The following is a 25,093-nucleotide window of genomic DNA, read 5'->3' on the forward strand; positions in this document are numbered from 1 at the left end:
GTTCACCTTCTTTAAAAATTCTTAAGAATTTTATCAAAAGCCCAAAGTTTTCTTGCCTCATCGCTTTTTTTAGGCTCTATGATAAGCATTTCTTCTTCAGAACCTAATCTACTTTCTGTCTTGCCAAAAGCGTTGATAAACAGAGTATCACCGTAAAAATTCCACTCATCTTTTGTTTTGCCTATGCGATTTACTCTTAAAATGCTTGTAGAATTTAAAAAAGCTCTTGTTTTTAAAAGCTCTTCCCATCTTTGTTTGCTTTCAAAGGTGCAAGCACTAGGAACGATAACCAAATCAATTTTTTTCGCCATAATCTGTTGCCAAAAAATATCAAAATGTGTCTCAAAACCAAAAAGCAAAGCACATTTTAATTTTTCATAATTAAAAGTAAAAATTTTTAATTCTGATGGAGTTTTGTTGCTAAAAAATTTTTCTTCATTCCAATGTTCATAAGGCATTAAAATTTGCTGTTCATAACTTTTGACACCATTTGGAGCAACTTTTAAGCAAAGTTTTTTATAATTTTTAGCTTCAACGCTTACATAAGGAGCGATGATTTCTAATTCATATTTTTTAGCAAATTTAATTAAACTTTCTTTTTTGGCTTCGCTTTGTTCTTTTATCATATTTCTTGGCATATGTAAAAGTTCTGTAAAAAAACTATTGATCACATATTCGCCCAAAACTACCAAATTTGCCCCATTGTCTTTTGAAGCTTTAAGATAATAATCAAGCCTTGATTCACTTAAAGCTAAAGTTGGAAACTGTAAAGCCGCTATTTTACTCATCGATTTGCTCCACTTCTAATTTTGCTTTTTCAAGCTCAAGTCTTGCTTTTTTGATACTCTCTAAACCTTCTTTGTAAATTTTTACACTTTCATCTAAGGCAAGCTCTTGATTGTTTAATTTTTCCAAAGATTCATTAGCGTGTTTTAAATTTTCTTCAAAACTCATTGATGATTGACCTTGTAATTTGGTGCTTCATGAGTGATAGTAACATCATGTACATGACTTTCTTTAAGCCCTGCAGTAGTGATTTCAACAAATTCAGCTCTTTTTTGAAAATCTTCTATATCTTTAGCCCCAACATAACCCATAGAAGAACGCAAACCTCCTAAAAGTTGATGCACCACGCTTCTTATACTTCCCACATAAGGAACACGCCCTTCTATACCTTCAGGAACAAGTTTATCTTGAGCGGTACCTTGCTGAAAGTATCTATCCGAACTTCCCTTTTGCATAGCCCCAAGCGAACCCATACCACGATAAGACTTATATTGTCTTCCTTGATAAGTAAAAAGCTCTCCTGGACTTTCATCCGTTCCAGCTAAAAGCGATCCTATCATAACAGAACTCGCACCCACAGCTAAAGCTTTTGCAATATCACCTGAATATTTAATCCCGCCATCAGCTATCACAGGAACGCCAAATTTATTTGCTTCTTCTACGCATTCATCAATGGCCGAAATTTGAGGCACACCCACACCTGAAACAATACGCGTAGTACAAATACTTCCTGGCCCAATACCTACTTTAACCGCATCTACCCCTGCTTCACAAAGTGCTTTTGCTGCGGCTGCAGTAGCGATATTTCCTGCGATAAGATCTAAATTTGGATATTTAGTTTTAATTGCTTTTACCGTATCAATAATACCCTTAGAATGTCCATGCGCAGAATCAAGCACAACAACATCAACGCCAGCTTCAACTAAAGCATCCACGCGATCCATTTGCCCTACTCCTATAGCCGCACCCACACGCAATCTTCCAAAACCATCTTTATTGGCATCAGGATATTCTTTGCGTTTTTTAAGATCTTTTATAGTGATAAGTCCTTCCAAGCGTCCTTGTTCATCAACTATAGGAAGTTTTTCTACTTTGTTGGTGCTAAAAATTTTTTCCGCATCGTCTAGAGTGCAACCTTTTGGAGCAGTGATTAAAGGCATTTTAGTCATAACATTTTCAACCAAATTTGAAAAATCACTCTCAAATCTTAAATCACGATTGGTAAGTATGCCTATTAGTTTCTTATCTTCATCTACTACAGGAACGCCTGAAATTCTATACTCTGCCATGATTTCTAAAGCCTCTGCAACACTTGCTTTAGGACTTACAAAAATAGGATCGATAATCACCCCACTTTCGCTTTTTTTCACTCTTTTTACTTCTCTAACCTGTGAAGCTATATCCATGTTTTTATGAATCACTCCAAGCCCTCCAAGTCTTGCCATCATAATAGCAGCCCTGTGTTCAGTAACTGTATCCATAGCCGCAGAGATTAAAGGCATATTTAAAGTGATATTTTTTGTCAGTTTAGTATGAATTTTTACTTCCTTAGGTAGAACTTCAGAATACCCAGGACGCAATAATACATCTTCAAAAGTTAAAGCTCTTTTTACAATTTTCATCTTTCATCCTTAATTTTTAATCATTTGTTCTAAACTTAAAGCCCCATCTAACAAGGTTTGTTCATCATAAGCTTTGCAAATCAGTTGTGCTGATATATTAAGCCCTTCTTTATCTTTTGCAACAGGCACACTAATGCCTCCAAGCCCTGCTAAATTTACAGAGATAGTATAAACATCTTCTAAATAAGTTTGCATAGGGCTTTTTTGAGTATCAAATTTAAAAGCCGTTGTAGGAGTTACAGGCATAAAAATAAGATTACAATCTTGCAAAATTTCTTCATATTTTGCCTTGATAAAAGCTCTAGCTTTTTGTGCTTTGATATAATACGCATCATAATATCCACTACTTAAAACAAAAGTTCCTAACAAAATTCTTCTTTTTACTTCTTCGCCAAAACCTTCGCTGCGTGTATTTACATACATTTCTTTTAAATTTTGGATATTTTCAGAACGCTTGCCATAACGCACCCCATCATAACGACTTAAATTTGCACTTGCTTCAGCTGTTGCGATGATATAATACGCTGCGATATCAAACTTAGAATCAAGCAAATTTTTATATACAATCTCATGTCCATTAGCTTTTAACATATCTATGGTTTTTAAAAGTGCGTTTTTTACTTCGCTATCTGCATCATTGACATAATTTTCAATCACTGCAATTTTTAATTTTTTATTTGCATTTAAATTTGGAGCGGTTTTGATAAACTCGATATTTGCACTCGTGCTATCCATTTTATCATATCCTGCGATCGCATCATATAAAATTGCCGCATCTTCTACATTTTGCGTTAAAACCCCGATTTGATCCAAACTTGAAGAATAAGAAGCCAAACCATAGCGACTTACTCTTCCATAACTCGGTTTAAATCCTACACAACCACAAAAAGCCGCAGGTTGGCGTACAGATCCTCCTGTATCAGAACCTAAACTTGCTAAAGCCAAGCCACCCACTACCGCAGCAGCACTTCCACCACTTGACCCACCTGGAACACGCTCAAAATTTAAAGGATTTAAAGTTTTTCCATAACAAGAACTCGCTGTTGAACTTCCCATAGCAAATTCATCCATATTACAACGCCCAAAAGGAGAAAAACCGTTAGCCTTTAAATTAACAATCGCACTTGCATCATAAGGAGCGATATAACCTTGTAAAATCTTACTCGCACTAGTAAGCTCCCAACCTTTTACACTGATATTATCTTTTATAGCTACAGGCACACCTTCACCTGAAACACTTAAGTCCTTATCTAAAAATTGTTCGATATAAGCACCTATTTTTTTTTCTTTTTTTGCTTTTTCATTGAGTTCTTTTTTTAAATTTTCAAGTTCTTCTTTGGAGTATTTTAAAGCTTCTTTTAAAGTTGTCATTTATTTTCCTTTGTTTTTTTGATCAAAAATACCGCTAAAGCACTAAAAGCCAAAACCACCGCTATAGTTGTGATGATAATACTATTTGAAATAGGATTTTCTAGCATTGAATCCCTTTTAAAACTTCTTCACATCTTAAACAAGGCGTTTCTTCATCTTTACTTTGAAGTTTCCAACATCTTGGGCATTTACAAAGTGAAGCTTTGGTGATTTTAAATTTCTCATTCTCTACTTCAAATTCAGCCAAAATTTCTTCATTTTCATTACTGATTTGACTTACCATAAACCAATCGGCTAATTCCTCATTTGGGAATTTATTAAAACTGATGTTTAAATTTAATTCCAAAGTAGATTTAATGATTTTATCTTTTTTAAGCATATCAATTTGTTCAAAAAATTTCTCTCTAGCACTCATTAAAAATGTATCATCTATACCAAAATCATAATCAAAATCTTGAGTTAAACTTAGATCAAATACATCTTTTGCATCGCCTTTGATTAAAACATTGGCATGTTCTAAAGCCTCATCTACGCTATAGCTTAAATTTGGAGCAAGTAAATTTAAAAGCTCTTTTGTTATCAAAGCCATAGCCACTTGAGCGGATTTTCTTCTTTGAGCATTTTCATTATCGCAATAAAGCCTATCTTTACTAATATCAAGATAAATCCCACTTAAATCCGCACTTAAGAAATTTAAAAGCAAACTAAAACCTTTAGCAAATTCATAAGCAAAAAATGCCTCTTTGCTTGCTTTAAAAACTTTAGTTGCACGGCTTAATATCCATTTATCAATAAAACTAAATTCTTTAACTTCTAAATCTTTTAAGTCATTTGTATTAGCAAGTAAAAATCTTATAGTATTTCTTATTTTGCGGTATTGTTCACCCACTTGTTTTAAGATATTGTCTGAAATTTTTAAATCACTTGAATAATCACTTAAAAGTATCCAAAGTCTTAAAATTTCAACTCCATAGGTTTTTGCTACATATTCAGGAGCAATCACATTGCCTTTAGATTTAGACATTTTTTGCCCTTTTTCATCCGTAGTAAAACCATGAGTTAAAATACTTTCATAAGGCGCGCTTTCATTGATCGCTGTACCTACAAGCAAAGAGCTTTGAAACCAACCCCGATGCTGATCGCTTCCTTCTAAATACATACTTGCTCTTTTTTCTCCTGCATCATAAAGTCCGCTATTTAAAACTGCATTAAAAGTACTTCCACTATCAAACCAAACATCTAAAATATCATATACTTTTTCTAAATTTTCAGCTTTATATTTTGAATTTTCAGGAATTAAATCTTTGATTTCAAACTCCCACCACGCATCAGCACCGTGTTTTTCAAAAATAGCTACTACAAAGTCAAAAAGTTCATCATCAAAAATCACTTCTTTAGTGTTTTTATCTCTAAAAAAGGCTATAGGCGTTCCCCAGTCCCTTTGTCTTGAAATACACCAATCTGGTCGATTTTCCACCATAGAACCTATTCTTTTTACTCCGCTTTGCGGATAAAAGGTTGTTTTTAAAAGTTGTTCTTTTGCACACTCTCTTAAAGTTTTTCCTTGAAGTTTTGGTTCATCCATTAAAATAAACCATTGTTTAGTAGCTCTATAAATCACAGGCTTATGCGTTCTCCAACAAAATGGATAAGAGTGTATAAATTTAGAAGAATGTAAAAGTTTTTCGCCTAAAAGTTCTAAAATTTTTTCATTGGCCTTAAAAATATGAAGACCTATAAACTCTTCAAGCAAATGAGAAGGCAAAAGCCCTTTAGCTCTTAAAGTTTCATCATAACATCCGCTATCATCAACAGGCATTAAAACCTCAATGTCATATTTCAAACAAGCATAGTAATCATCTTCGCCATGTCCTGGTGCAGTATGTACAAGTCCACTTCCACCATCCATCAATACATGCTCGCCCATAATTAAAACAGATTTTCTTCCATTTAAAGGATTGATAGCTTCAAGTTTTTCAAATTCTTTTGCGTTTAATTCTTTTTGAATTTCTCCACTTGTAAGTCCTTTTTCTACCATACTTTTAAGTAAAGCACTTGCAAAAATCAAACCTTCTTTAGTGATCACATAATTTTCGTTAGGATTTAAGGCTATAGCTTGATTAGCCACCAAAGTCCAAGGCGTAGTTGTCCATATCACTGCACTTGCTTTTGAAACGCCTAATTTTTCACAAGCTTTTATATCCAAATCAAAAGCCACAAAAATAGAATAATCCTCTTTATCTTGATATTCTACTTCAGCTTCTGCTAAAGCTGACTTTGCCGCCCAACTCCAAAAAACAGGTTTAGAACGCTCACAAAGTAAGCCTTTTTTAGCAATCTCGCATAAAGTTCTATAAATCGCTGCTTCAAACTCAAATTTCATAGTCAAATAAGGCTTATCCCAATCTGCAATAATGCCTAAATTTTTAAATTCTTCTCTTTGGATATCTACAAATTCACTCGCATGTTGTCTGCAAAACTCACGAATTTCTTTTTTACTTAAGCTTTTTTTCTTTTCTCCAAGCTTTACTTCTACTTGTTGCTCTATAGGTAAACCATGACAATCCCACCCTGGAGTAAAACGCACACTCTCACCTTTAAAATAATGCGTTTTGATAATAGTTTCTTTTAAAATTTTATTTAAAGCATGTCCTATATGGATATGTCCGTTAGCATAAGGGGGGCCATCGTGTAAGGTAAAACTTTTTTTCGCATTTTTGCGATTTTCTTTCATTTTTTCATAAGCATAACTTTGCTCAAACCATTTTTTAAATCTTTGCGGTTCAAGTTCCGCTAAATTCGCCCGCATAGCAAAAGTAGTGCTGGGCAAAAGTAGAGTTTCTTTGTAGTCCATTTTTTCCACCTAATTTTTAATAATCTTAAATTCTACTCAAATTAGCTTTAATTTCTACTTTGTTTTTGGCTATAATTATAAGAAAAAAAGGAAAATTTATGAAACATTTGCTTTATCTTATAGGAGATGAGCTTACTATAAACGAAAAATTCAAAAATTATATTTATAGAACTTATGAAGAAAAATTTAAAGAAATTAACGAAATTCGCATACAAAATAAAACCGATAAAGATTTACCCTTTTTGCTTGAAAACCTCTTAAATCAGTATGATTTTATCACTTTATTTACAAGCCCTTTGCATTATGCGACTGTTGCTAAAATTTTAGCAACTTTAAATGATGATAATCTTATCTTAAAAGATGATACCTTGGTTCCAGATAAAGCAGAATTTAGTAAAAATAGCTTTGTGTGTAATTTTTCAAATTCAAAAATCAATGTCGTTAAAATAAATCCAAGCGAAAAATTACCCAATCTTCTTGGGCATATAAAATTAAATTTTGCATATTTTTGCATTTTTGGTATGGATGATGAAAGCGCTATATTGCTACTGCAAACCCTAACAAAATCTTATGAGATAAGTATAAAATCAACCAAGCTTTTAGATAATCTTGTGCTTATTAAGGCCACTTGCGCTAATTTTGGAAAACTTGATGGTTTTTTAAATAGCGTAAAAAATCTTTTTGGACAAAAGGTGTTTTTGGGTAAAGATCCTATACATTTTATAAGCTCTAAACTTTTAGAAAAAAAATTAAAAATTTCTTTTGCTGAAAGTTGCACAGGTGGACTTTGTGCAAGCACCTTAACCAAAATTTCAGGTGTAAGTGAAATTTTTGAAGGTTCTATTGTAAGTTATTCCAACCGCATCAAACACGAATGGCTTGGAATTAGCGAAAGCGTCTTAGAAAATAATGGCGAATACAGTGAACGTTGTGTTTATTTTATGCTAAAAGGTATTTTTAAAACAGCTAATCCTGATTTTGCCTTAGCTATTAGCGGAGTAGTTGGCGAAAAAGATGAGGGAAAAATAAAATCAGGCACTATTTATATAGGTGCAATGTTTAGAGATGGAACTTTTATCCAAGAAACGCTTTATTTAGATGGAGATCGTGAATTTATGCAAGAACAAGCTGTTTTGGCAACTTTTTGCCTACTTTTAAAATTAAAACCTGAGATTTTTGAAATTTAAGGGATTTAAAAATGAAAGAAATTAAGCTAAAAGAAGACTTGGAAAAAATTTATCCCTTGATAAAACAATTAAGAAATAACCTATCTCTGAAAGATTTTTTAGACAAAATCCAACTTGCTACACAAACTCAACATTATAAACTTTTTGCCTATAAAAATGAGGGAAGCTACAAAGCAGCTTGTGGAATCATGCCTTTTAATGTACTTTATCATAACCATTGTCTTTATATTTGTGATTTTGTCGTAGATGAAACTTTAAGAGGAAAAGGCATGGGTGTCAAGCTTTCTTAAAAAATCCAAATTTGAGTAAGAAATCAAGGATATGAAGAATTAGAACTAAGTTCAAGTTTTTTAGAACACAAGCTCATGAATTTTATATCCAAAAAATGGGTTTTGAAAAATCCGGTTTTGTTTTTAAGAAAAATATCAAACTATAATATTTTTTGATTAAGCTTTGCATTTTATAATTAATATTATTATTTTTTGATTTTAAGGAATAAAATGAATTTTAAAGAACTAATTTCAAAACGCAGAGCTTGTAAACTTTTTAATGATAAAAAAATCAATGAAAAGGATTTGCATTTTATCTTAGAAAGTGGAGTCTTAGCCCCAAGCTCACATGGATTTGAGCCTTGGAAATTTGTAGTATTAGAACAAAAAGAACACAATCTTAAACTCTCAACTCTATGTTACAATCAACAAAATGTAGCAAGTGCGAGTCATAATATCATTTTTCTAGCAAGAAAAGATCTTCAAAGCAAAGATGAATTTGCACAAAAACAAGTGCGTCGTTTCTCAGGTTCTAGCGAAGAAAATTTTCAAAAAATTTTAGAAATTTACACCCATAAAACCAATGCAATGAATGATAATGAACTCTATCATTACGCACAACTTCAATGCTATCTTTCTATGATGCAAATGTCGCTAGCTGCAATGAGCTTAGGTATTGATTCTTGTATGATAGGTGGCTTTGAAAAAGCTAGGGTTGATGATTTTCTTCATTTAACTTATCCTTTTGAAACTGCTGTAATTTTATCCTTAGGATATAAAGCCCACGAACCAAAATATTCTACTCAACGCTTAAATTTTAATGAAGTCGTCGAATTTTACAAGGAAAAATAATGAAAAAAGAACTTGAAATTTTTAGCTCAAGATATTCTTGTAGAAATTTTAAAAATGAAAAACTCAAAAAAGAGGATTTAAATTCTATTTTAGAAATAGCAAGATTAAGCCCCAGCTCCTTAGGACTGGAACCTTGGAAATTTATAGTAGTGCAAGATGAGAAAAGAAAAGAAGAACTTTCTAAAATTTGCAACCAACAAAAACATGTAAAAGATTGTGCTGCATTAATTATCATCATTTCAAGACTTGATTTTTTGGATTATTTTGAAGAAAAACTTAGAAAAAGAGATATGAGCGAAACAGAAATTCAAAAACGCTTAGATACTTATATGCCTTTTTTAAAATCTCTAAATCAAGAACAAAAAATATCTTATGCAAGAGAACAAGCTCATATAGCTCTAGCTAGCATACTTTACAGTGCTAATGCTTTAAATATAGCAAGCTGCACTATAGGTGGTTTTGATAAAGAAAAGCTTGATTCTTATTTATCACTTGATATTCAAAAAGAAAGATCAAGTTTGGTGGTGGCTTTAGGATATTGCAACGATAAAAAAAATCCTCAAAAAAATCGTTTTAGTTTTGATGAAGTTGTAAAATTTAAATAAAAATAAACTGATTCTTTTTTGTATTTTTACTAAGTCTTTGCTTAAATTTTATACAATTTTGATTATAATTTTACATTTAATTTCACAAGGTTTGTTATGAATTTACCCAATATCTTGGCGATTTTTAGAATGGTTTTAGCGCCTTTATTATTTTTTTTACTAATTCATAAATTTGAAAACATTCATCAAAGTTGGATTAACTATTTTGCTGCTTTAACTTTTTCATTAGCAGCTTTAAGTGATTTTTTTGACGGATACATCGCAAGAACTTGGAAACAAACTACAAAACTGGGCGGAATCTTAGATCCATTAGCTGATAAAATGCTTGTTTTAGCAGCTTTTTTAGGGCTTTTACTCACAGGAAAAGCTAATGAATGGGTAATTTATATTATATTAGTAAGGGAATTTTTTATCACAGGTTTTAGAGTTGTGATGATCAGTGAAAATTTAAATGTCAATGCTTCTTTTGCAGGCAAACTTAAAACCGCTTTTCAAATGACTGCGATAGGATTTTTAATCATGGAGTGGATAGGCGGAGAAATTCTACTTTATATAGCTTTAATTTTAACTCTTTATTCTGGATTCGAATACATCTATACTTATACAAAAGCTCAAAAAAAAGGAGAAAAATGAGATCTTTATTGTTTTTAATTATTATTTTGATTTTAGGAATTAAATTTTATTCTATTGAATTTTTAGCAACTGTTTTAGTCATCTCATTTTTAATTTTCTTTCACGAATTAGGACATTTTTTAGCTGCAAGATCTTTGGGTGTAAAAGTTGAAGTCTTTAGCATAGGATTTGGAAAAAGTCTTATAGAACGCGAATTTAAAGGCACAAACTATCGCTTAAGTGCTTTGCCACTTGGAGGATATGTTAAACTTAAAGGACAAGATGATATGCGTCCTGGTTTTGAAAATCTAGACAAAGATAGCTATAGCATTTTAAGTCCTTTAAAAAAGATTTATATTCTTTTTGCTGGACCATTTTTTAACCTGATTTTAGCTTTTTTTCTTTATATTATCATAGGAAATTTAGGCTTAGAAAAACTTGCTCCGCAAATAGGAAACATAGCGCCAAACTCTGCTGCACAAGACATAGGACTTCAAAAAAATGATACTATCTTAGAAATCAACGGTGTAAAAATTCAAAGCTTTGATGAAATTTCAAAACATTTAAGTTTAAAGCCTTTGAAAATATTAATCAATAGAGAAGGAAAAAATTTAGAATTTATTTTAACTCCAAAAATAGGACAAGGATATAATGACTTTGGGCAAATTATTGAAAAACCTCAACTTGGAATCAGTCCAAATGGTACAAGCACTCTTGTAAAACATCAAGGTTTAGAAAGTTTTAAATATGCCGCACAAGAAAGTTTTCAAGCTTCTACACTCATCATCAAGGGTATAGTAAAACTCATAAGTGGTGAAGTTGAAGCAAAAAATTTAGGTGGTATTATCACCATGACTGAAATTACCTCAAAGGCTGCACAAAATAGCTTTACTTTACTTTTATTTATCACTGCTTTAATTTCTATAAATTTAGGCATTTTAAATCTTTTGCCTATTCCTATGCTTGATGGAGGACATATACTTTTTAATATTTATGAAATGATTTTTAGACGCAAGGTTCCACAGCGTGCTTTTGAATATCTAAGTTATGCAGGCATGGCAATACTTTTAAGCTTGATGCTCTTTGCAACTTATAATGATATATCAAGGATTGCAGGTGAATAAAAAATTTTCCTACCCTATTCCAAATTTTACTGATAGAAGAAAAAGTATCATCTTTTGGCGCTATTTGCGTTTTCAAGCAAGAAAAATTCTATATTTTCCTCAAGTAAGACTTCTGGAAAAAACGCTTAATGAAGAAAAAAATAAACATTTAAAAGACTTTTTCTCTCAAAGACCCTATGCTTGCTACAATGCTACAAGAAGATTTTGCGATAAAAGTTTTAAAGCAAATGAACGCGTTAAAACACTTATTTATGATGTTGATAAGGGACTTACTTGTTTTAAATTTCTTCCCGAAGAACAAATGATTTTTTCTTTTGATAAAGATTTTGAGCTTTTTTTAGGATATAACCATAATGTTTACGAAGAAGGTTTTTGGGCTTTTTCTTTAAAATTTAAAAAATACACTATTTCACAATGTAATTTTTGCTTTACTTTAGAAAATAATCTTCTACTTTCTTGCATACAAGGATATAAATACAAAGATTTCAATATTTTAGAAATTAATAAAATTTTAACTAAAAAATGTCACGGTTTGCGCCCTGTTGCTTTACTTATAGAATGCTCTAAGATGCTTTGTGAAATTTTAAAACTTCAAGCTACTTTAGGTGTACATGAAAAAAATCAAATCCGTTCTCAAAAAGGAAAAGAAAAGGGCTATTTTGTAGATTATCAAAAAATTTGGCTAGAAAATGGTGGAGAATTAATAAAAATCGATAAACACAAATACTACAAGCTCCACCACTCGCAAAAAAACCTAGAAGAAATCCCTTCGCAAAAACGCTCCATGTATAAAAAACGTTTTGCTATGCTTGAAAATATTAAACAAAATTTATTCCAAATTTTATCTAAATAATACTTTTTAAATATTCTACACTTTTCTCGCAACCTTTTTTTTGAAGTTTTAAAAGCCTCTCTAAGCATTCTTGAGATACTTCTTGGGGATAATAATACTGCATAGCTTTTAAATCTTCAAATAAAGCTTTTTCTATCTTAAAAGCCCCTTTACCTAATTCTTTAACCCCGCCTGTTCCTTTTTCTCTTTTAAAAGTCGCACAATAAGGATAACATTGCTCTACATTAATACGGTCAAGTCCTTCTTTTTTAAGAATTTCTACACAAGTTTTAATGTCTAAATTTCCTTCTCCTAAAGGAACGCCACAAACATATTCTACACCCTCTTCAATGAAAACTATATGATCTTTACAATGCGTGCTAAAAGTATATTTAGCCATGTCCTTGCAAGCTTTTATAGGATCTTCATAGGCCATCATGGAATTTCCAAAATCATATAAAAATCCTATTTTAGGATGATTGATCAATTTCAACAAATCAAGCAAATCCTCTGAAGTTTGATACTCATAATTTTCTATAGCAAGTTTTAAATCATATTTTTCCAAAATCGGTATCAAAGCTTTTATTTCATCCTTTGTAGCTAAAAAATCTTCTTTATCGAATCTAGCAGTAATTTTAGAATCATCATAAGCCCCATCGCTAGCATGTTTAACCTTTTTATTTTTATCGGTTAAGGGCACATAAGAGCGTATAATTTTAGCGCCTAAAATAGAAGCTACTTTAGCAATTTTTTCAAATTTATCTTTATTAAAACCCTTAGAGTCGATCTCACAATACATATTGAATTCATCCAATTTAGCTTTAATTTTTTTAAGATGATTTTCGTCATCGCTTCCTAAGCATCCCCATTCTTCATCCAAACCAAAATCTTTAATGATATTTATAATCACACCCTCACAGCCCAAATTTTTAGCAAAATCGATATAAGAAAATATATCCATCCTGCCATTTTGAAACCATAAATGCATGCTTTCAGTTTCTAAACCTATTTTCATGATACCACTCCTTTTGATGCTTTTTTTCTAGCTATCATCTTAAGTAAAATCGTAGTTACAATCACACCACAAATAGCAAAAATCCCCATTAACGCAAAAACAATTTGATAGCCTAATAAACCTTTAAAATGATCGATCATAAAACCATAAAGCGCAAAACAAAAAAGTTGTGGAGAATAACCAAAAATACAAGCTATACTCATAGCAGCTCCGCTAATTTCTCTAGGTACTTCTATCTCATCCACAGGTGCAAAAAATGTCGCACGCATAGTAAAAACAAGAGCGGCAAAACCTAAGGTTAAACTCATACCAAAATAAATATTTAATTTCTCATGAGGCATAAAAACAAAAATTAATATGGCCAAGGCTCCTAAAATCAAAGCAAAACGCAAATATCTTGTTGAAGATTTAAAGGTTTTATCTGCTAAATATCCCCCAATTGGCCCACCTACTAATTTTAAAGTGTATTGATTGATAATACCATAAGCACCGACCAAAGCCACAGGCATACCATAAATATCTTTTAAAAATGGAATAAAATAAGTCAAACCACAATACACAGAATAAATAGTAAAAATGGTCAAAGATACCACCCAAATTTCAGGAGTTTTAATCGCTTTGATAACTCCATTCCAAGCGACTTTGTTTTTACTGATTTCATTTCCTTGCTCATCTTGGGTATTAATTTTGTCATCTTCAAGTAGAAAATATGCCAAAATACCTGCTATAATCACACAAGCGCTATAAAATAATATAGCAGCCTTAAGTCCACCTGCGCCAGACTCTAAAAGTAAAAAAATTCCCAAAGCACTAAAAGCAACTATAGTATCTATAACACCACGTCCTGCTTCTAAAAATCCAAAAAGTCTTCCTTGTTGAGTAGAATCTCCAAGCAAGCGAATGGCTTTAAGCAAAACAGGCCAATACACAACTTCTCCAAATAAAGAAAGCAAACCCCAAGCTATTAAAATTCCATAAAAAGAAGGAAAAGTAGAAATATAAATTCCAACCAAACCCACACAAACCAATGAAAAAGGAATGAGTATTTTTTTAGAAAATCTATCTGCTATATAAATAGATGCAAAATTTCCCACCGTTTGCACTATGCCATAAACTGAGAGCGCGAGTCCAATTTGTGTATTGCTAAGATTCATAAATTCTTGCATAGGCACATAAAAGGCATCTTTTAAAGAGGAAAGTTTAAAAACAGTTCCTCCGCCAATAACTAAAACGATAAAAGTAAACCAACGAATAGGTTTCGTACTATTCATATCCACCCTCCTTTTTTAACAATTCGCAACTTAAATTAATTACATCACGGATTAAGATAAAAGGTTAAAATTTCACCTTTAAATTATAAACAGTAATTACAAAAAGTTACAACACTTATTGAAGTATAAATTAAGTATATTTTGATATAATTTAGTCTTGCTTTATGCAAAATCCTTGCTCATGAAAATGGGCTTTAATATCCATAAGGAGAAAAGATGAAACATTATGAGGTTTTATTTATCTTAAAACCAACACTTACCGAAGAGGAAGTGAATGCGAAGTTGGAATTCGTTAAAGAAGTCCTAACCAAAAATGGTGCAGAAATTGAAACTGTTGTTCCAATGGGCACTAGAAAATTAGCGTATAAAATCAAAAAATACGAAAGAGGAACTTATTTTGTGATTTATTTCAAAGCTCCTACAAACTTGATCGCTGAGCTTGAAAGGGTGTTAAGAATCACTGAAGAAGTAATAAGATTTTTAATCGTAAAATATGAAAACAAAAAAGAAATTGCAGCTTGGGAAAAACTAAGCCACGGGATTAAGCAATCTAAAAAAGAAATCAAACCTTTAGATGCTCCTGAAATTCAATAAGGAAAAAGATGTTTAACAAAGTTGTTTTGGTTGGAAATCTTACACGTGATATAGAAATGCGTTATGCACAAAGCGGTAGTGCTATTGGGGCTTCTGCTATCGCAGTAACAAGAAGATTTACCACAAATGGAGAAAAAAGAGAGGAAACTTGCTTTATTGATATAAGCTTTTATGGTCGCACCGCAGAAGTTGCAAACCAATACCTTACAAAAGGTTCAAAAGTACTCATAGAAGGACGTTTGAGATTTGAACAATGGAGTGATCAAAATGGGCAAAATCGCTCTAAACATAGCATTCAAGTTGAAAATATGGAAATGCTTGGCGGCAATTCCAATGCTCCACAACAAGGTGGAATTGGCAATAATAGCTTTTCAAACAACAATTATAGTGGAAACTATGAAAATCAAAGCTATGATCCTTATATGAGTGAAAATCAAAATTTTAATAAAGCAAAAGCAAACCCTGCTCCACAAAGAAACCAAAACCCACAACACGAAGAAAAATTAAAAGAAATTGATATCGATGCTTATGATAGCGATGATACTAATTTACCATTTTAAAGGATAAACTATGGCAGAAAAAAGAAAATACTCTCGCAAATATTGCAAATACACTGAAGCAAAAGTTGAATTTATTGATTATAAAGATACAGCAATGTTAAAACATGCTTTATCTGAAAGATTTAAAATCATGCCACGCCGTTTAACAGGTACAAGCAAAAAATACCAAGAAATGGTAGAAGTTGCAATCAAACGTGCAAGACATGTAGCTCTTATCCCTTATATAGTGGATAGAAAAGAAGTAATCAATAATCCTTTTGAAGGACTATAATCTTTTAAAAGCAAACTTGTAAAAAGTTTGCTTTTATATACATTTATTCTCAAAATAAAATTAAACCAAAGTATATTCTAAAACATCACTAAAAGTATCAATAGCAATGATTTCCATATTATCTCTAACCTCACTAGGAATATCTTTTAAATCCCTTTCGTAATTTTTTCTTGGGATTAAAGCTATTTTTATATCTGCTTTATAAGCCGCAATTAATTTTTCTTTTAATCCACCTATTGGTAAAACTTTTCCTTTTAAATCTATTTCACCTGTCATTGCAACATCTGCTTTAACCTTTCTATCACTAAAAATAGAAGCAATAGCTGTGCTTATCGTAATGCCTGCACTTGGGCCATCTTTTGGAGTAGCTCCATCTGGCACATGTATATGAATATTATAACTATCATAAACATTAACTTTAGGATCGATAATTATTTTTTTAGGTATTTTTATTTTTCCTTCATCGATTAAAACTTTTATCATGCTAAAAGCAATTCTAGCTGATTCTTTCATTACATCACCCAAACTTCCCGTGAGCGTTAATTCTCCTTTACCTTTAATTTTTACAGCCTCTACTTTTAAAACATCTCCACCTACACTTGTCCAAGCCAAACCATTAACCTGACCTACTTGATTTTCTCCATTATTTTTTTCTATTTCAAAAACTTTTTTATCTAAAAATTCATTCAAATTTTTTGTATTAATAATGACTTTTTTAATATTTTCTAAAAGTAGTTTTTTAGCACTCTTACGACACAACTCTGCCACTTTGCGACGCAAATTTCTAACTCCTGATTCACGAGTATAATCACTAATGATTAACTCTATAGTTTCATCATCAATAGATAATTCATTGGATTTTAAGCCATGTTTTTTAAGCTCATCTGGAATTAAATATTTTTTCATTATATGAAATTTTTCACTTGGAGTATAAGAGCTAAGTTCTATAAATTCCATTCTATCTCTTAAAGGTGCAGGAATATTGCTAATATCATTTGCCGTTGCTATAAAAATGACTTTACTTAAATCAATATTAAAATTTAAATAATAATCCCTAAATTTAGAATTTTGCTCTGGATCTAAAATTTCTAAAAGCACCGCACTTGGATCTCCTCTAAAACTGCGATTTAATTTATCAATTTCATCCAATACAATTACAGGATTAATTTGTTTTGCCTCTATAAGTCCTTGGGTAATACGTCCAGGCATAGCGCCTATATAAGTTCTACGATGACCACGCAGCTCATTAACATCTTCAAGTCCACCTAAGGCTATACGAATAAGCTCTCTTTTTAAAGCTTTTGAAACAGAATTTGCCAGTGAAGTTTTACCCACGCCAGGAGGCCCATAAAGACAAAGTATAACTTTAGCACCATCTTTTTCTGCTATTTTTCTTTTTTCTAAAAGTTCCCTAACTGCAAAATATTCTTCTATGCGTTCTTTTGGTTTATTTAATGCATAATGATCATGGTTGAGCTGTTTTGAAACTTCTTTAATATCAAGTTTTTTCTTAGAAATTTTTTCAAAAGGAATATCTAATGCTGTTTCTATGTAAGTTTGAATCATCGATGCTTCGGAATTATCTTGATGAATGCGTTCGAATTTTTCAATTTGTTTTTTGATTTCTTTATAAGCGTCTTCGTGCATAAATTTCTTCTTTAACTCCAGACGCTTTTGATATTCTCTAACCTCATCTTCTTTTTGTGTATCAGAACCAAGCTCTTTTTGAATTTGTCTTAATTGTTCTTTTAAAAAATATTCTTTATTTACCTTGTCAATACGAGAATGTACTTTGTTTTTAATTTCTTTTTGAATTTTATTGGCTTCTATTTCTTGAGCAATTAAATCTATTAATTTTACTAATTTTTGCTCAAGATCTGTTAAAACAAAAAACTCATAAGCAACTTGTTTTTTAATGCGCACAGTATTTAAAATCAAATCACAAATCCTAGATGCATCAAAGCCTTCTTCAATTGTTCTTAAAAGATCCGGAGAAAAATAATGACTAATATTTGCCAAATTTTTTACCTTCTCTTTTAAAACTTCAAGAAGTGCTTCTTTTTTAGTTCCTTCTAAAAAGTCTTCTTTTATAAGTTCTATCTTGGCTTCCAAAGGTTTATTAGAAACTTGCTCTATAATTTTACCCTTAGCATATCCTTGAAAAAGTATTTTCACTCTTCCATCAGGTAAAGGAACTTTTCGCATGATAGTCCCAATCACTCCACAATTATAAATTTCATCAAAATTTCTTCCATTTTCCAACCTTGAAGGTGCAACAAAAAGCATACTATCATTTTTAATCGCAAGATCTAAAGCTTTCATATTGGATGAATCGTTAATAAAAATAGGAGTTATCATAAAAGGATATAAAAATAATTCATCTTCAACCAATACTGGTAAATTTGCTGGATAATTTTGTATCTCTTCAATCTGCATTTATTTTCCTTGTTTATTAAAATCTTTCAAATATACTTCTATACCAAGGAAGCTCAGGTTTGATAATACTTTGCTGATAAAATTCACTTTCTTGAAGTCTTTGTTTATAAATTTGTGCACTTTCATCATGCCCTATGCGCTGGTATAGATTTTCTATAGTACTATTAAGATAAAAAACCGCTAAATTAAATTTTGTAAGCATTGTCTGAACCAAAGGTTCATATTCTGTATAAGGATAATCTTTCAAAAAAGTATCTATTTCTTTTTGACTTTCAAGCATTAAAGCCTGATTACGATTTGGCACTGCAAATGCATCAAATTTTGCTTTAATTTTAAGATAGCGAATATAATCAGCATTGCGTGAATTTCCAAATTTTTTATTATATTCATCTAAATAAAATTCAGCTAACTTATATTCCTCTTCATCCATATGAGCTTGTGCTAAAATAATTAAAGTAGTTTCCAATAAAGGATCGGCAACGTGCTCACTTGCCATACCATTATAATGATCATCGGCTTTTTCCAAATCCTTGTCCTGCAAATCTTTAATAATTTGCTTATACCACTCACTAGCACTAAGATTGTATAAACCTTCATCATTTTTCGTACTACACGCATTAAAAAAAACACTTAAAAAAACCAATAAAAAAATACCTTTTTTCATACTTCAACCTTGATTTATATTCTCAAAAATCTATATTTTAACGATTTTATAATTATGTTCTTCTAAAATTATAATAAAATTAATTAAATAATTTAAAATTTTGGAATGATTATTGCTTATTTTATGTTAAAATATTAAACATTATAACTTGAGGAGAAAACATGACCCTAGCTGTTAAATGCCCTATCTTAGGTTTTGAAGAAACCAAAAATATGGAATTTTCAACTATCGATGAAGTATTTGTAAGACTTAAAAGTCTTGATGGTAAAGACTTTTCTTTTGTTTTAATTAATCCTTATTTAATTAGACCTGATTATGAATTTGATATACCAACTTATTATCAAGAGCTTCTTTCTTTAACACCTGAATCTAATATGAAAATTTTTAATATAGTAGCCATAGCAAAAAGCATTGAAGAATCGACAGTGAATTTTCTAGCTCCAGTAGTCATTAATCTTGATAATAATACTATGGTACAAGTGATACTAGATACAGTTAATTATCCGGACTTTTTTCAAGCTGATCAAATTGCTAATTATATTAAAAAATAATGCTCTATATACTTGCAAATGGAGCTATGGCAACAGCCTTAGCCTATGGATTAAAAGATGATTATGAAATTTGTATAGTAGGAAGAAGTATAGAAAAACTTCAAGCCCTCACCAAAGAAGGCTTTAAAACCTTACTTTACAAAGATTTTAACATAGAAGGTAAAGATGTTATTTTAGCATTTAAACCCTATGCTTTAGAAAATATTGCTCAAATACTAAAAGGACAAGCACGTATCTTAATCTCTGTTTTAGCCAATGTTGATTTTGAAAAACTACAAACCATCAAAGCTCAAAATTATGTTAGAATAATGCCTAATACAGCAGCTAAATACAAGGCTTCAACCACACCATATATACTTAAAAACTCTCATTTTGAAAATGAAATTTTAGACATTTTAAAAACTTTTGGCTCGGCTTATAAATTAGATAATGAAATACAAATGAATGCAGCTATGGCGATTAGCGGCTGCGCTCCTGCTTTTTTAGCACTTATAGCAGAAAGTATTGCTAATGCTGGAGTTTATGAAGGTTTGTCAAAAGAACTTAGTCTCAATCTTACGCGCTCTTTATTTAAAAGCTCTAGTACTTTACTAGAACATGAACATCCAGCTATTATTAAAGAAAATATTTGCTCCCCTGGCGGAGTTACAATAAAAGGCATAAAAATACTCGAACAAAAAGGAATTCGCGGAAGTTTTTTTGAAGCCATAAATGCTAGCAGCGCTAAATGAAAAAGGCTTTCATACTTATAGAAAGTATTAGTGCTATAACGATCATATCTTTAATTTTCATTGGTATTTTTTATTACTATACTCAACTTTACAAAAACTATGAAAATTTAAATATTTTTGAAAGACTCTATAAACTTCAAGAAGAATTATATGAAAAGCCCATTTTTAAAACCATCATACTTCAAACTTCAGCCTTAAAACCTATAGTTTTACAAGAACAGTTTGTTAATGATGGTATATTTCAATTTCAAAAATTATACTTTCAAGATCAAAATTATAGCGTTTATTTTAAAGAATGAGCAAAGCTTTTACACTTTTTGAACTTATAATATCACTAATACTTTTTACTTTTATAACTAGCTTACTTTCAAAACCTTTAATGGATTTTTATCATTTAAATTTCACTGCTTTACATACAAACAATCTTATCACTCAAACACATTTAAACTTGCTTAAAATAGAAAAATTAATACAAAATTGTATTAATATTACATTTTCACAAAATACATTAAAATGTCTTTTAAAAGATGAGTTAATTAGCCTAAAAGATAATAAACTTTATCTTATTAATTCTGCTCTTATTTTAGAAAATAATCATACACTTTATTCACCTCATTCTGATTTTAAAACACAACTCCAAAACAGAAAAGATTTATATAACGACAATGAGCATATTAGCTATGCTTATAAAATTAATAAGGTTGAAAAAATATTCATCTTAGAAAATGGTATATCTGCAAATTTTACAGGTAGTTTTATTCCTTTGCAAGCTCAATTAGTTATCAAATTGCAAAATGGAGAACTTATATATGAAATAAAACCAAAATTTAATGAACAATTAAACCAACAAGGATTAATTTCTAAAAACATAAGCTCATTTAACCTGCAAAACAATAAATTAAAAATTTGCCTAAAAAGACAAACAAAATATTGCCTTGAAAAAAGAATTTTACTATGAAAAAAGCTTATGTTTTAATTTGGACAATTTTTTTAATACTACTAATAAGTCTATGGATGAGCTTGACCTTAAACATATCCAGCTATACTCCAAAAATAATCCAAGATAGTTATTACTACCTTCAAGCTCAAATTTTAAGTCATAATGCAACACAATTTTCTAAATATTTTTTATATCAAGCAAAGCAAGAAAATAAAGAATGTTTAGATAATATATATTTTAATTACACAAAAGCTTTGATTAAAATAAAATATTTTTATCCTATTGCACAATGTGTTAATTTTAAATTTTCCAACTTTAATCCCGATGCAAATTTAAGCAAAGATGGTGTTATTGTAGCCCACATTAGCATTGCTTTAAATCGTGATAAAAATGTCAATGATGAAATTTTACTCACAAAAAGCATTATTATTTATCCCAAAGAAAATTTTTGGAATTTAAAAAATTAAACCAAAGTCTTAGCAAGCTTAACACACTCTAAAAGACTTTGATTTTCACATATATAAAGATTTTTAAAATTTAAAAGCTTCTTTGCTGTGCTTTGCCCTATGGCTACAATTTTATCTTCTTCTTTTAAGCTATAAAATTTTAAAAAATTTTCTACACTTAAAGGAGAGGTAAATATAAAAATAGCAGGATGAGTAAGTTTTTTATCACCTTTTTTAAAAACATTTTCATAAACAATCATTTCATCTAAATCCACACCCGCTTTTTTAAGATCCAAATTTAAAGTTGAAACAATATTTTTAGCCCTTAAATACAAACATTTTTGTATTTTTAACTCCTCTTTAAATTCAAGAAAAAGATCTTTTCCATAAGCCTTTGATGGAATTTTAATCTTTTTAAAACCTAAATTTTTAGCATATTGAGCTGTACTTTGTCCCACAGCGTATAAATTGAGTTTGAAATTTAAAGTGATTTTTGCATGTTGTAAAGCTTTTAAAGCATTTTTTGAAGTACAGATTAAAGCATCATACAAACCCAAATCTATATTAAAATCATAAAAAACAATCTCATTTAAAATAAGATTTTCCACCCCTTTAAAAGGAGTTTCATTTAAGAGGTAAATTTTCATAGATTTTACACTTTAGCTCTTTAGCCGCCAAAAAAGCATCTTTAGCATCCATGATCGCCCTAACCACAGCCACGCCGCTTAAATTTATACCCTTTAACTCATCAAGTGCTTCTTTATCAATCCCTCCTATGGCTACAACCCCTATAGGACTTTTATCACAAATTTGGCTTAAAAGCTCAAGGCTTAAAAGCGAACTTTCTTTAGTAGGTGTTGTCTTGATGGCTCCACAACCTAGATAATTTGCTTCCTGTATAAACTCAAGTTGTTCTAGCTTTTTAAGACTCAAGCCTATAAGTTTTTCATCTCCTAAAAGCTTTCTAGCTAGTTTTACTTCTAAGTCTTCCTGCCCTAAATGCACCCCATCAGCATCTAAAGCTAAAGCTATGTCCACTCTATCGTTAATCAAAAAAGGTATTTTATAGGCCTTGCAAAGTTTTTGTACCTTTAAACCTAGTTTATAAAATTCTCTTGCATTAAGCTCTTTTTCACGAAGTTGTATGATACTCACTCCGCCTTTTATAGCATTTTCTAAAGTATTTAAAAAACACTCCTCGCTTTTATTTCCCTTAGTAGCAACTAGATAAAGACTAAGATCTAATTTATTTTTCATCTAAAAACTTGAAAAAATGATTTGTAGGACCACAACCTTTTCCAAGATTGAGTGAATAATAAATCGCATTTCTTACATATTCTTTAGCTTCACTAACGGCGTGAAATAAATCCTTGCCTTTAGCTAAATTACTAGCAATAGCCGAAGAAAGCGTACAACCTGTACCATGAGTATTTTTAGTTTCTATGCGTTCGCCTTTTAAAATATAAATTTCTTTTCCATCATAAAGCACATCATTGGCATTTTCTTCACTATGTCCGCCTTTAAGTAAAACCGCCTTAGCCCCCAAACTACATAAATGCTTAGCTGCTTTTATCATCTGCTCTTCATTAGTGATCTTAAAACCACATAAAAACTCTGCTTCAGGAATATTAGGCGTAAGAATGTCTGCAAATTTTACTATGGTTTGTTTGAAAAAATCACAATTTTCTTGCGGCATTAAAGCATAACCATTTTTAGCAAACATTACAGGATCGATCACTATGTTTTGAGGTTTAAACTCGCTTAAATTTTTAGCTACACAGCTCATTAATTCACAAGAACCTATCATTCCAATTTTAGTTGCCTTTGGCGCTATATCTTCAAACACGGCAAGCATTTGTTCGTCCACGCTTTGAGTAGGTATATCGTGTACAGAAATCACCCTTGCGGTATTTTCAGCTACCACACTTAAAACCACACTCATACCAAAAAGATTGTGTGCACTAAAGGTTTTAAGATCGGCTTGTATCCCTGCTCCACCACTACAATCACTCCCTGCTATAGTTAAAACAGGTATAAGTTCACTTCCTTTTGCTTTCATAAATCTTCCTTTAAAATTTTGATCCATTCTTCACCCTTAAGGCTTAATTTTTGTCCTTTAAAACTCTGTTTTGCAAAAGCTACGATCAAGGCATGAAAAATTTGATAAAGTTCGTAAAGTTCGCATTTTCTCCCTAAAATTTTACACAAATTTTCTTGCTCACTCTCTATACCACTTTGAAAAAATTCTCTTAATTCTTCATAATTTTCAAACTCATAGCCTAAGTGAAAAGCCAAACGCAAACTATAATTATCTACAACCAAAATCTCTCTTTTGCAAAGATAATTTAAAATACCATCAACACTTTCAAAACCCAAACCTTTGATATTTAAAAGCCATTCTCTGCTTACATTTGTTTTAAAATTTTCTAAATTTTCATAAGTGTTGATGATACTTTCTACTAAGCCTTTTAAACGCTTGGCTTTGGTATTATAAAATCCGCTAGGCTTAATTAAAGTTGCAAGTTCTAAATTGGATAAAGTATTGATTTGTTCTAAGCTTGCAATATTTTCTTTTTTTAAATTTTCTAAAGCTTTTAAGACATTTTTCCAATTTGTATTTTGAGTTAAAATCACAGAAATTAAAAGCTCAAATTCACTCAATCCTTGATTTTCAAGCCAATCAAAATCATGATAATTTAAATCCAAATTTAAAAGCTTGGTAAAAATTTGCGCTCCAGTCATTTAAAATTCTCCTTAAAAGCCAAATAAAATTGCTTTGCAGTACGACCACTTCTACTTGCTCTTAGAGTAGCAAATTCTTTAGCTTTAGTGTGTAAAAGCTCTTTATCACAAGAATAATCTTTAAAATAAAAATCTATCATCTTTAAATACTCTTCTAAATTTCCCTGATAAAAACTTAACCACAAACCAAATCTATCGCTCAAGCTTAATCTTTCTTCAGCAGCCTCGCTTAAATGAAGTTCTGTATGTGCAATTTGCGTATCAAGATTATCAATAATGCTTTCACTTAATAAATGCCTACGATTTGAACTTGCATAAATAATTATATTATTTGGGGCTTTTTCTATGCTTCCCTCAAGTAAAGGTTTTAAAAATTTATAACTATCATCTCCCTTCTCAAAAGAAAAATCATCACAAAAAAGTATGAATTTAAAATTTTCTAATCTGATTTCATCGATGATATCTGCTAAGGCAAATAAATCTTCTTTATTTAATTCGACAAGTCTTAAGCCCTGTTCTTTAAATTCATTAAATGTAGCTTTAATTAAGCTTGATTTTCCAGTGCCCTTAGATCCCCATAAAAGTGCGTGATTTGCTCCCTTATTTTGAATGAAATTTAAAGTATTTTCATAAAGTGCTTTTTTTTGACTTTCCATACCTACTAAATCTTTTAAAGTGATAGGATCGATTTCAAAAATAGGCTTTAAATAGTCTTTTCTTGCTCTATAAATTGCTGCATAAGTTTTATTCCAATCCAT

At 30.8% G+C, this 25,093-nt stretch carries 29 protein-coding genes and 1 pseudogene; 15 read left to right on the forward strand and 15 right to left on the reverse strand.

Going from position 1 to position 25,093, the window contains the following annotated elements; genetic code table 11:
- Positions 1–11 precede the first annotated feature (11 nt).
- Genes AJN60_RS07040 through ileS form a run of 6 tightly spaced genes read right to left on the reverse strand, consistent with a single transcriptional unit; the run spans position 12 to position 6,633 of the window.
- Entirely contained in the window at positions 12–788 is a 777-nt protein-coding gene (locus AJN60_RS07040) for a carbon-nitrogen hydrolase family protein (protein WP_070286162.1), read from the reverse strand.
- Complete coding sequence (xseB, locus tag AJN60_RS07045; protein WP_002853034.1) at positions 781–954, reverse strand: exodeoxyribonuclease VII small subunit; 174 nt, start codon at positions 952–954, stop codon at positions 781–783. The genes AJN60_RS07040 and xseB overlap by 8 nt, the downstream gene beginning before the upstream one ends.
- A complete protein-coding gene (guaB, locus tag AJN60_RS07050) occupies positions 951–2,408 on the reverse strand; it encodes an IMP dehydrogenase (RefSeq protein ID WP_002878780.1) in 1,458 nt (485 codons plus the stop codon). Before guaB ends, xseB begins: the two co-directional genes overlap by 4 nt.
- Before the next feature lie 9 nt (positions 2,409–2,417).
- The gene (gatA, locus tag AJN60_RS07055) at positions 2,418–3,779 is read right to left on the reverse strand and encodes an Asp-tRNA(Asn)/Glu-tRNA(Gln) amidotransferase subunit GatA (protein ID WP_070286163.1); all 1,362 of its coding nucleotides are present in this window, start codon (positions 3,777–3,779) and stop codon (positions 2,418–2,420) included.
- Entirely contained in the window at positions 3,776–3,886 is a 111-nt protein-coding gene (locus tag AJN60_RS07060; RefSeq protein WP_002870558.1) for a hypothetical protein, read from the reverse strand. Before AJN60_RS07060 ends, gatA begins: the two co-directional genes overlap by 4 nt.
- Positions 3,880–6,633 (reverse strand): isoleucine--tRNA ligase, encoded by a 2,754-nt coding sequence (gene ileS, locus AJN60_RS07065; RefSeq protein WP_070242931.1) that lies wholly within the window; start codon positions 6,631–6,633, stop codon positions 3,880–3,882. Before ileS ends, AJN60_RS07060 begins: the two co-directional genes overlap by 7 nt.
- Positions 6,634–6,731: 98 nt before the next feature.
- On the opposite strand from ileS, the gene AJN60_RS07070 reads away from it, so the two are divergent.
- The 7 genes and pseudogenes from AJN60_RS07070 (at position 6,732) to AJN60_RS07100 (ending at position 12,135) form a co-directional block, all read left to right on the forward strand.
- Complete coding sequence (locus AJN60_RS07070; RefSeq protein ID WP_002852915.1) at positions 6,732–7,820, forward strand: CinA family protein; 1,089 nt, start codon at positions 6,732–6,734, stop codon at positions 7,818–7,820.
- A gap of 11 nt (positions 7,821–7,831) precedes the next feature.
- A pseudogene (locus tag AJN60_RS07075) lies at positions 7,832–8,256 on the forward strand (GNAT family N-acetyltransferase).
- A 64-nt stretch (positions 8,257–8,320) separates the two neighbouring features.
- Positions 8,321–8,941: a nitroreductase family protein gene (locus tag AJN60_RS07080; RefSeq protein ID WP_070286164.1), complete on the forward strand. Its 621-nt coding sequence runs from the start codon at positions 8,321–8,323 to the stop codon at positions 8,939–8,941.
- Positions 8,941–9,546 carry an NAD(P)H-dependent oxidoreductase gene (locus AJN60_RS07085; protein ID WP_070286165.1) on the forward strand — a complete coding sequence of 202 codons (606 nt, stop codon included), beginning with the start codon at positions 8,941–8,943 and terminating at the stop codon, positions 9,544–9,546. The genes AJN60_RS07080 and AJN60_RS07085 overlap by 1 nt, the downstream gene beginning before the upstream one ends.
- A 96-nt stretch (positions 9,547–9,642) precedes the next feature.
- Positions 9,643–10,179 (forward strand): CDP-diacylglycerol--glycerol-3-phosphate 3-phosphatidyltransferase, encoded by a 537-nt coding sequence (gene pgsA, locus AJN60_RS07090; RefSeq protein WP_002871789.1) that lies wholly within the window; start codon positions 9,643–9,645, stop codon positions 10,177–10,179.
- A complete protein-coding gene (gene rseP, locus AJN60_RS07095) occupies positions 10,176–11,282 on the forward strand; it encodes an RIP metalloprotease RseP (protein WP_070286166.1) in 1,107 nt (368 codons plus the stop codon). Before pgsA ends, rseP begins: the two co-directional genes overlap by 4 nt.
- Complete coding sequence (locus tag AJN60_RS07100; RefSeq protein ID WP_002870550.1) at positions 11,275–12,135, forward strand: VirK family antimicrobial peptide resistance protein; 861 nt, start codon at positions 11,275–11,277, stop codon at positions 12,133–12,135. The genes rseP and AJN60_RS07100 overlap by 8 nt, the downstream gene beginning before the upstream one ends.
- Here AJN60_RS07100 and AJN60_RS07105 read toward each other — a convergent pair.
- Both AJN60_RS07105 and AJN60_RS07110 read right to left on the reverse strand, forming a co-directional pair.
- Complete coding sequence (locus tag AJN60_RS07105) at positions 12,128–13,129, reverse strand: sugar phosphate isomerase/epimerase family protein (protein WP_070286167.1); 1,002 nt, start codon at positions 13,127–13,129, stop codon at positions 12,128–12,130. The genes AJN60_RS07100 and AJN60_RS07105 overlap by 8 nt on opposite strands.
- On the reverse strand, positions 13,126–14,400 hold the full coding sequence (locus tag AJN60_RS07110; RefSeq protein WP_070286168.1) for an MFS transporter: 1,275 nt from the start codon (positions 14,398–14,400) through the stop codon (positions 13,126–13,128). Before AJN60_RS07110 ends, AJN60_RS07105 begins: the two co-directional genes overlap by 4 nt.
- A gap of 216 nt (positions 14,401–14,616) precedes the next feature.
- Between AJN60_RS07110 and rpsF the strand changes: the two genes are divergently transcribed.
- From rpsF to rpsR, 3 genes are read left to right on the forward strand one after another with little or no spacing between them, the layout of a single operon-like run.
- Positions 14,617–14,994 carry a 30S ribosomal protein S6 gene (gene rpsF, locus AJN60_RS07115; RefSeq protein ID WP_002812868.1) on the forward strand — a complete coding sequence of 126 codons (378 nt, stop codon included), beginning with the start codon at positions 14,617–14,619 and terminating at the stop codon, positions 14,992–14,994.
- An 8-nt stretch (positions 14,995–15,002) separates the two neighbouring features.
- A complete protein-coding gene (locus tag AJN60_RS07120) occupies positions 15,003–15,554 on the forward strand; it encodes a single-stranded DNA-binding protein (RefSeq protein WP_002861797.1) in 552 nt (183 codons plus the stop codon).
- A 10-nt stretch (positions 15,555–15,564) separates the two neighbouring features.
- Positions 15,565–15,825, forward strand: coding sequence for a 30S ribosomal protein S18 (gene rpsR, locus AJN60_RS07125; RefSeq protein WP_002853032.1), 261 nt, complete (start codon positions 15,565–15,567; stop codon positions 15,823–15,825).
- Between the two features lie 60 nt (positions 15,826–15,885).
- Here the strand turns inward: rpsR and lon are convergent, their stop codons facing one another.
- Together lon and bamD are read right to left on the reverse strand one after the other, a co-directional pair.
- A complete protein-coding gene (gene lon, locus AJN60_RS07130) occupies positions 15,886–18,261 on the reverse strand; it encodes an endopeptidase La (RefSeq protein ID WP_070286169.1) in 2,376 nt (791 codons plus the stop codon).
- A gap of 16 nt (positions 18,262–18,277) precedes the next feature.
- The gene (gene bamD, locus AJN60_RS07135; protein WP_002877748.1) at positions 18,278–18,925 is read right to left on the reverse strand and encodes an outer membrane protein assembly factor BamD; all 648 of its coding nucleotides are present in this window, start codon (positions 18,923–18,925) and stop codon (positions 18,278–18,280) included.
- A gap of 161 nt (positions 18,926–19,086) precedes the next feature.
- Between bamD and fliW the strand changes: the two genes are divergently transcribed.
- From fliW to AJN60_RS07160, 5 genes are read left to right on the forward strand one after another with little or no spacing between them, the layout of a single operon-like run.
- Positions 19,087–19,476 carry a flagellar assembly protein FliW gene (fliW, locus tag AJN60_RS07140; protein WP_002852982.1) on the forward strand — a complete coding sequence of 130 codons (390 nt, stop codon included), beginning with the start codon at positions 19,087–19,089 and terminating at the stop codon, positions 19,474–19,476.
- Entirely contained in the window at positions 19,476–20,207 is a 732-nt protein-coding gene (locus AJN60_RS07145; RefSeq protein WP_002870544.1) for a pyrroline-5-carboxylate reductase, read from the forward strand. The genes fliW and AJN60_RS07145 overlap by 1 nt, the downstream gene beginning before the upstream one ends.
- Positions 20,204–20,506 (forward strand): transformation system protein, encoded by a 303-nt coding sequence (locus AJN60_RS07150; RefSeq protein WP_002855822.1) that lies wholly within the window; start codon positions 20,204–20,206, stop codon positions 20,504–20,506. The genes AJN60_RS07145 and AJN60_RS07150 overlap by 4 nt, the downstream gene beginning before the upstream one ends.
- Positions 20,503–21,165: a hypothetical protein gene (locus AJN60_RS07155; protein WP_070286170.1), complete on the forward strand. Its 663-nt coding sequence runs from the start codon at positions 20,503–20,505 to the stop codon at positions 21,163–21,165. Before AJN60_RS07150 ends, AJN60_RS07155 begins: the two co-directional genes overlap by 4 nt.
- The gene (locus AJN60_RS07160) at positions 21,162–21,614 is read left to right on the forward strand and encodes a hypothetical protein (RefSeq protein WP_070286171.1); all 453 of its coding nucleotides are present in this window, start codon (positions 21,162–21,164) and stop codon (positions 21,612–21,614) included. The genes AJN60_RS07155 and AJN60_RS07160 overlap by 4 nt, the downstream gene beginning before the upstream one ends.
- On the opposite strand, the gene AJN60_RS07165 is transcribed toward AJN60_RS07160, so the two are convergent.
- Genes AJN60_RS07165 through AJN60_RS07185 form a run of 5 tightly spaced genes read right to left on the reverse strand, consistent with a single transcriptional unit; the run spans position 21,611 to position 25,093 of the window.
- The gene (locus tag AJN60_RS07165) at positions 21,611–22,240 is read right to left on the reverse strand and encodes a uroporphyrinogen-III synthase (RefSeq protein ID WP_070286172.1); all 630 of its coding nucleotides are present in this window, start codon (positions 22,238–22,240) and stop codon (positions 21,611–21,613) included. The genes AJN60_RS07160 and AJN60_RS07165 overlap by 4 nt on opposite strands.
- Entirely contained in the window at positions 22,218–22,850 is a 633-nt protein-coding gene (gene thiE, locus AJN60_RS07170; protein WP_070286173.1) for a thiamine phosphate synthase, read from the reverse strand. The genes AJN60_RS07165 and thiE overlap by 23 nt, the downstream gene beginning before the upstream one ends.
- Positions 22,840–23,652 carry a bifunctional hydroxymethylpyrimidine kinase/phosphomethylpyrimidine kinase gene (gene thiD / locus AJN60_RS07175; protein ID WP_002870538.1) on the reverse strand — a complete coding sequence of 271 codons (813 nt, stop codon included), beginning with the start codon at positions 23,650–23,652 and terminating at the stop codon, positions 22,840–22,842. Before thiD ends, thiE begins: the two co-directional genes overlap by 11 nt.
- Complete coding sequence (locus AJN60_RS07180) at positions 23,649–24,335, reverse strand: endonuclease III domain-containing protein (protein WP_070284842.1); 687 nt, start codon at positions 24,333–24,335, stop codon at positions 23,649–23,651. The genes thiD and AJN60_RS07180 overlap by 4 nt, the downstream gene beginning before the upstream one ends.
- The gene (locus tag AJN60_RS07185; RefSeq protein WP_070261226.1) at positions 24,332–25,093 is read right to left on the reverse strand and encodes an ATP-binding protein; all 762 of its coding nucleotides are present in this window, start codon (positions 25,091–25,093) and stop codon (positions 24,332–24,334) included. The genes AJN60_RS07180 and AJN60_RS07185 overlap by 4 nt, the downstream gene beginning before the upstream one ends.

The sequence above is a fragment of the Campylobacter sp. BCW_4323 genome (assembly GCF_001763115.1).
Classification (GTDB): Bacteria; Campylobacterota; Campylobacteria; order Campylobacterales; family Campylobacteraceae; genus Campylobacter_D; species Campylobacter_D jejuni.

Bases quoted from the DNA above. Each gene is read 5' to 3' on its own strand.
- AJN60_RS07040 (WP_070286162.1), bottom strand. From the start codon at position 788: ATGAGTAAAATAGCGGCTTTACAGTTTCCAACTTTAGCTTTAAGTGAA.
- xseB (WP_002853034.1), bottom strand. From the start codon at position 954: ATGAGTTTTGAAGAAAATTTAAAACACGCTAATGAATCTTTGGAAAAA.
- guaB (WP_002878780.1), bottom strand. From the start codon at position 2,408: ATGAAAATTGTAAAAAGAGCTTTAACTTTTGAAGATGTATTATTGCGT.
- gatA (WP_070286163.1), bottom strand. From the start codon at position 3,779: ATGACAACTTTAAAAGAAGCTTTAAAATACTCCAAAGAAGAACTTGAA.
- AJN60_RS07060 (WP_002870558.1), bottom strand. From the start codon at position 3,886: ATGCTAGAAAATCCTATTTCAAATAGTATTATCATCACAACTATAGCG.
- ileS (WP_070242931.1), bottom strand. From the start codon at position 6,633: ATGGACTACAAAGAAACTCTACTTTTGCCCAGCACTACTTTTGCTATG.
- AJN60_RS07070 (WP_002852915.1), top strand. From the start codon at position 6,732: ATGAAACATTTGCTTTATCTTATAGGAGATGAGCTTACTATAAACGAA.
- AJN60_RS07080 (WP_070286164.1), top strand. From the start codon at position 8,321: ATGAATTTTAAAGAACTAATTTCAAAACGCAGAGCTTGTAAACTTTTT.
- AJN60_RS07085 (WP_070286165.1), top strand. From the start codon at position 8,941: ATGAAAAAAGAACTTGAAATTTTTAGCTCAAGATATTCTTGTAGAAAT.
- pgsA (WP_002871789.1), top strand. From the start codon at position 9,643: ATGAATTTACCCAATATCTTGGCGATTTTTAGAATGGTTTTAGCGCCT.
- rseP (WP_070286166.1), top strand. From the start codon at position 10,176: ATGAGATCTTTATTGTTTTTAATTATTATTTTGATTTTAGGAATTAAA.
- AJN60_RS07105 (WP_070286167.1), bottom strand. From the start codon at position 13,129: ATGAAAATAGGTTTAGAAACTGAAAGCATGCATTTATGGTTTCAAAAT.
- AJN60_RS07110 (WP_070286168.1), bottom strand. From the start codon at position 14,400: ATGAATAGTACGAAACCTATTCGTTGGTTTACTTTTATCGTTTTAGTT.
- rpsF (WP_002812868.1), top strand. From the start codon at position 14,617: ATGAAACATTATGAGGTTTTATTTATCTTAAAACCAACACTTACCGAA.
- AJN60_RS07120 (WP_002861797.1), top strand. From the start codon at position 15,003: ATGTTTAACAAAGTTGTTTTGGTTGGAAATCTTACACGTGATATAGAA.
- rpsR (WP_002853032.1), top strand. From the start codon at position 15,565: ATGGCAGAAAAAAGAAAATACTCTCGCAAATATTGCAAATACACTGAA.
- lon (WP_070286169.1), bottom strand. From the start codon at position 18,261: ATGCAGATTGAAGAGATACAAAATTATCCAGCAAATTTACCAGTATTG.
- bamD (WP_002877748.1), bottom strand. From the start codon at position 18,925: ATGAAAAAAGGTATTTTTTTATTGGTTTTTTTAAGTGTTTTTTTTAAT.
- fliW (WP_002852982.1), top strand. From the start codon at position 19,087: ATGACCCTAGCTGTTAAATGCCCTATCTTAGGTTTTGAAGAAACCAAA.
- AJN60_RS07145 (WP_002870544.1), top strand. From the start codon at position 19,476: ATGCTCTATATACTTGCAAATGGAGCTATGGCAACAGCCTTAGCCTAT.
- AJN60_RS07150 (WP_002855822.1), top strand. From the start codon at position 20,204: ATGAAAAAGGCTTTCATACTTATAGAAAGTATTAGTGCTATAACGATC.
- AJN60_RS07155 (WP_070286170.1), top strand. From the start codon at position 20,503: ATGAGCAAAGCTTTTACACTTTTTGAACTTATAATATCACTAATACTT.
- AJN60_RS07160 (WP_070286171.1), top strand. From the start codon at position 21,162: ATGAAAAAAGCTTATGTTTTAATTTGGACAATTTTTTTAATACTACTA.
- AJN60_RS07165 (WP_070286172.1), bottom strand. From the start codon at position 22,240: ATGAAAATTTACCTCTTAAATGAAACTCCTTTTAAAGGGGTGGAAAAT.
- thiE (WP_070286173.1), bottom strand. From the start codon at position 22,850: ATGAAAAATAAATTAGATCTTAGTCTTTATCTAGTTGCTACTAAGGGA.
- thiD (WP_002870538.1), bottom strand. From the start codon at position 23,652: ATGAAAGCAAAAGGAAGTGAACTTATACCTGTTTTAACTATAGCAGGG.
- AJN60_RS07180 (WP_070284842.1), bottom strand. From the start codon at position 24,335: ATGACTGGAGCGCAAATTTTTACCAAGCTTTTAAATTTGGATTTAAAT.
- AJN60_RS07185 (WP_070261226.1), bottom strand. From the start codon at position 25,093: ATGGATTGGAATAAAACTTATGCAGCAATTTATAGAGCAAGAAAAGAC.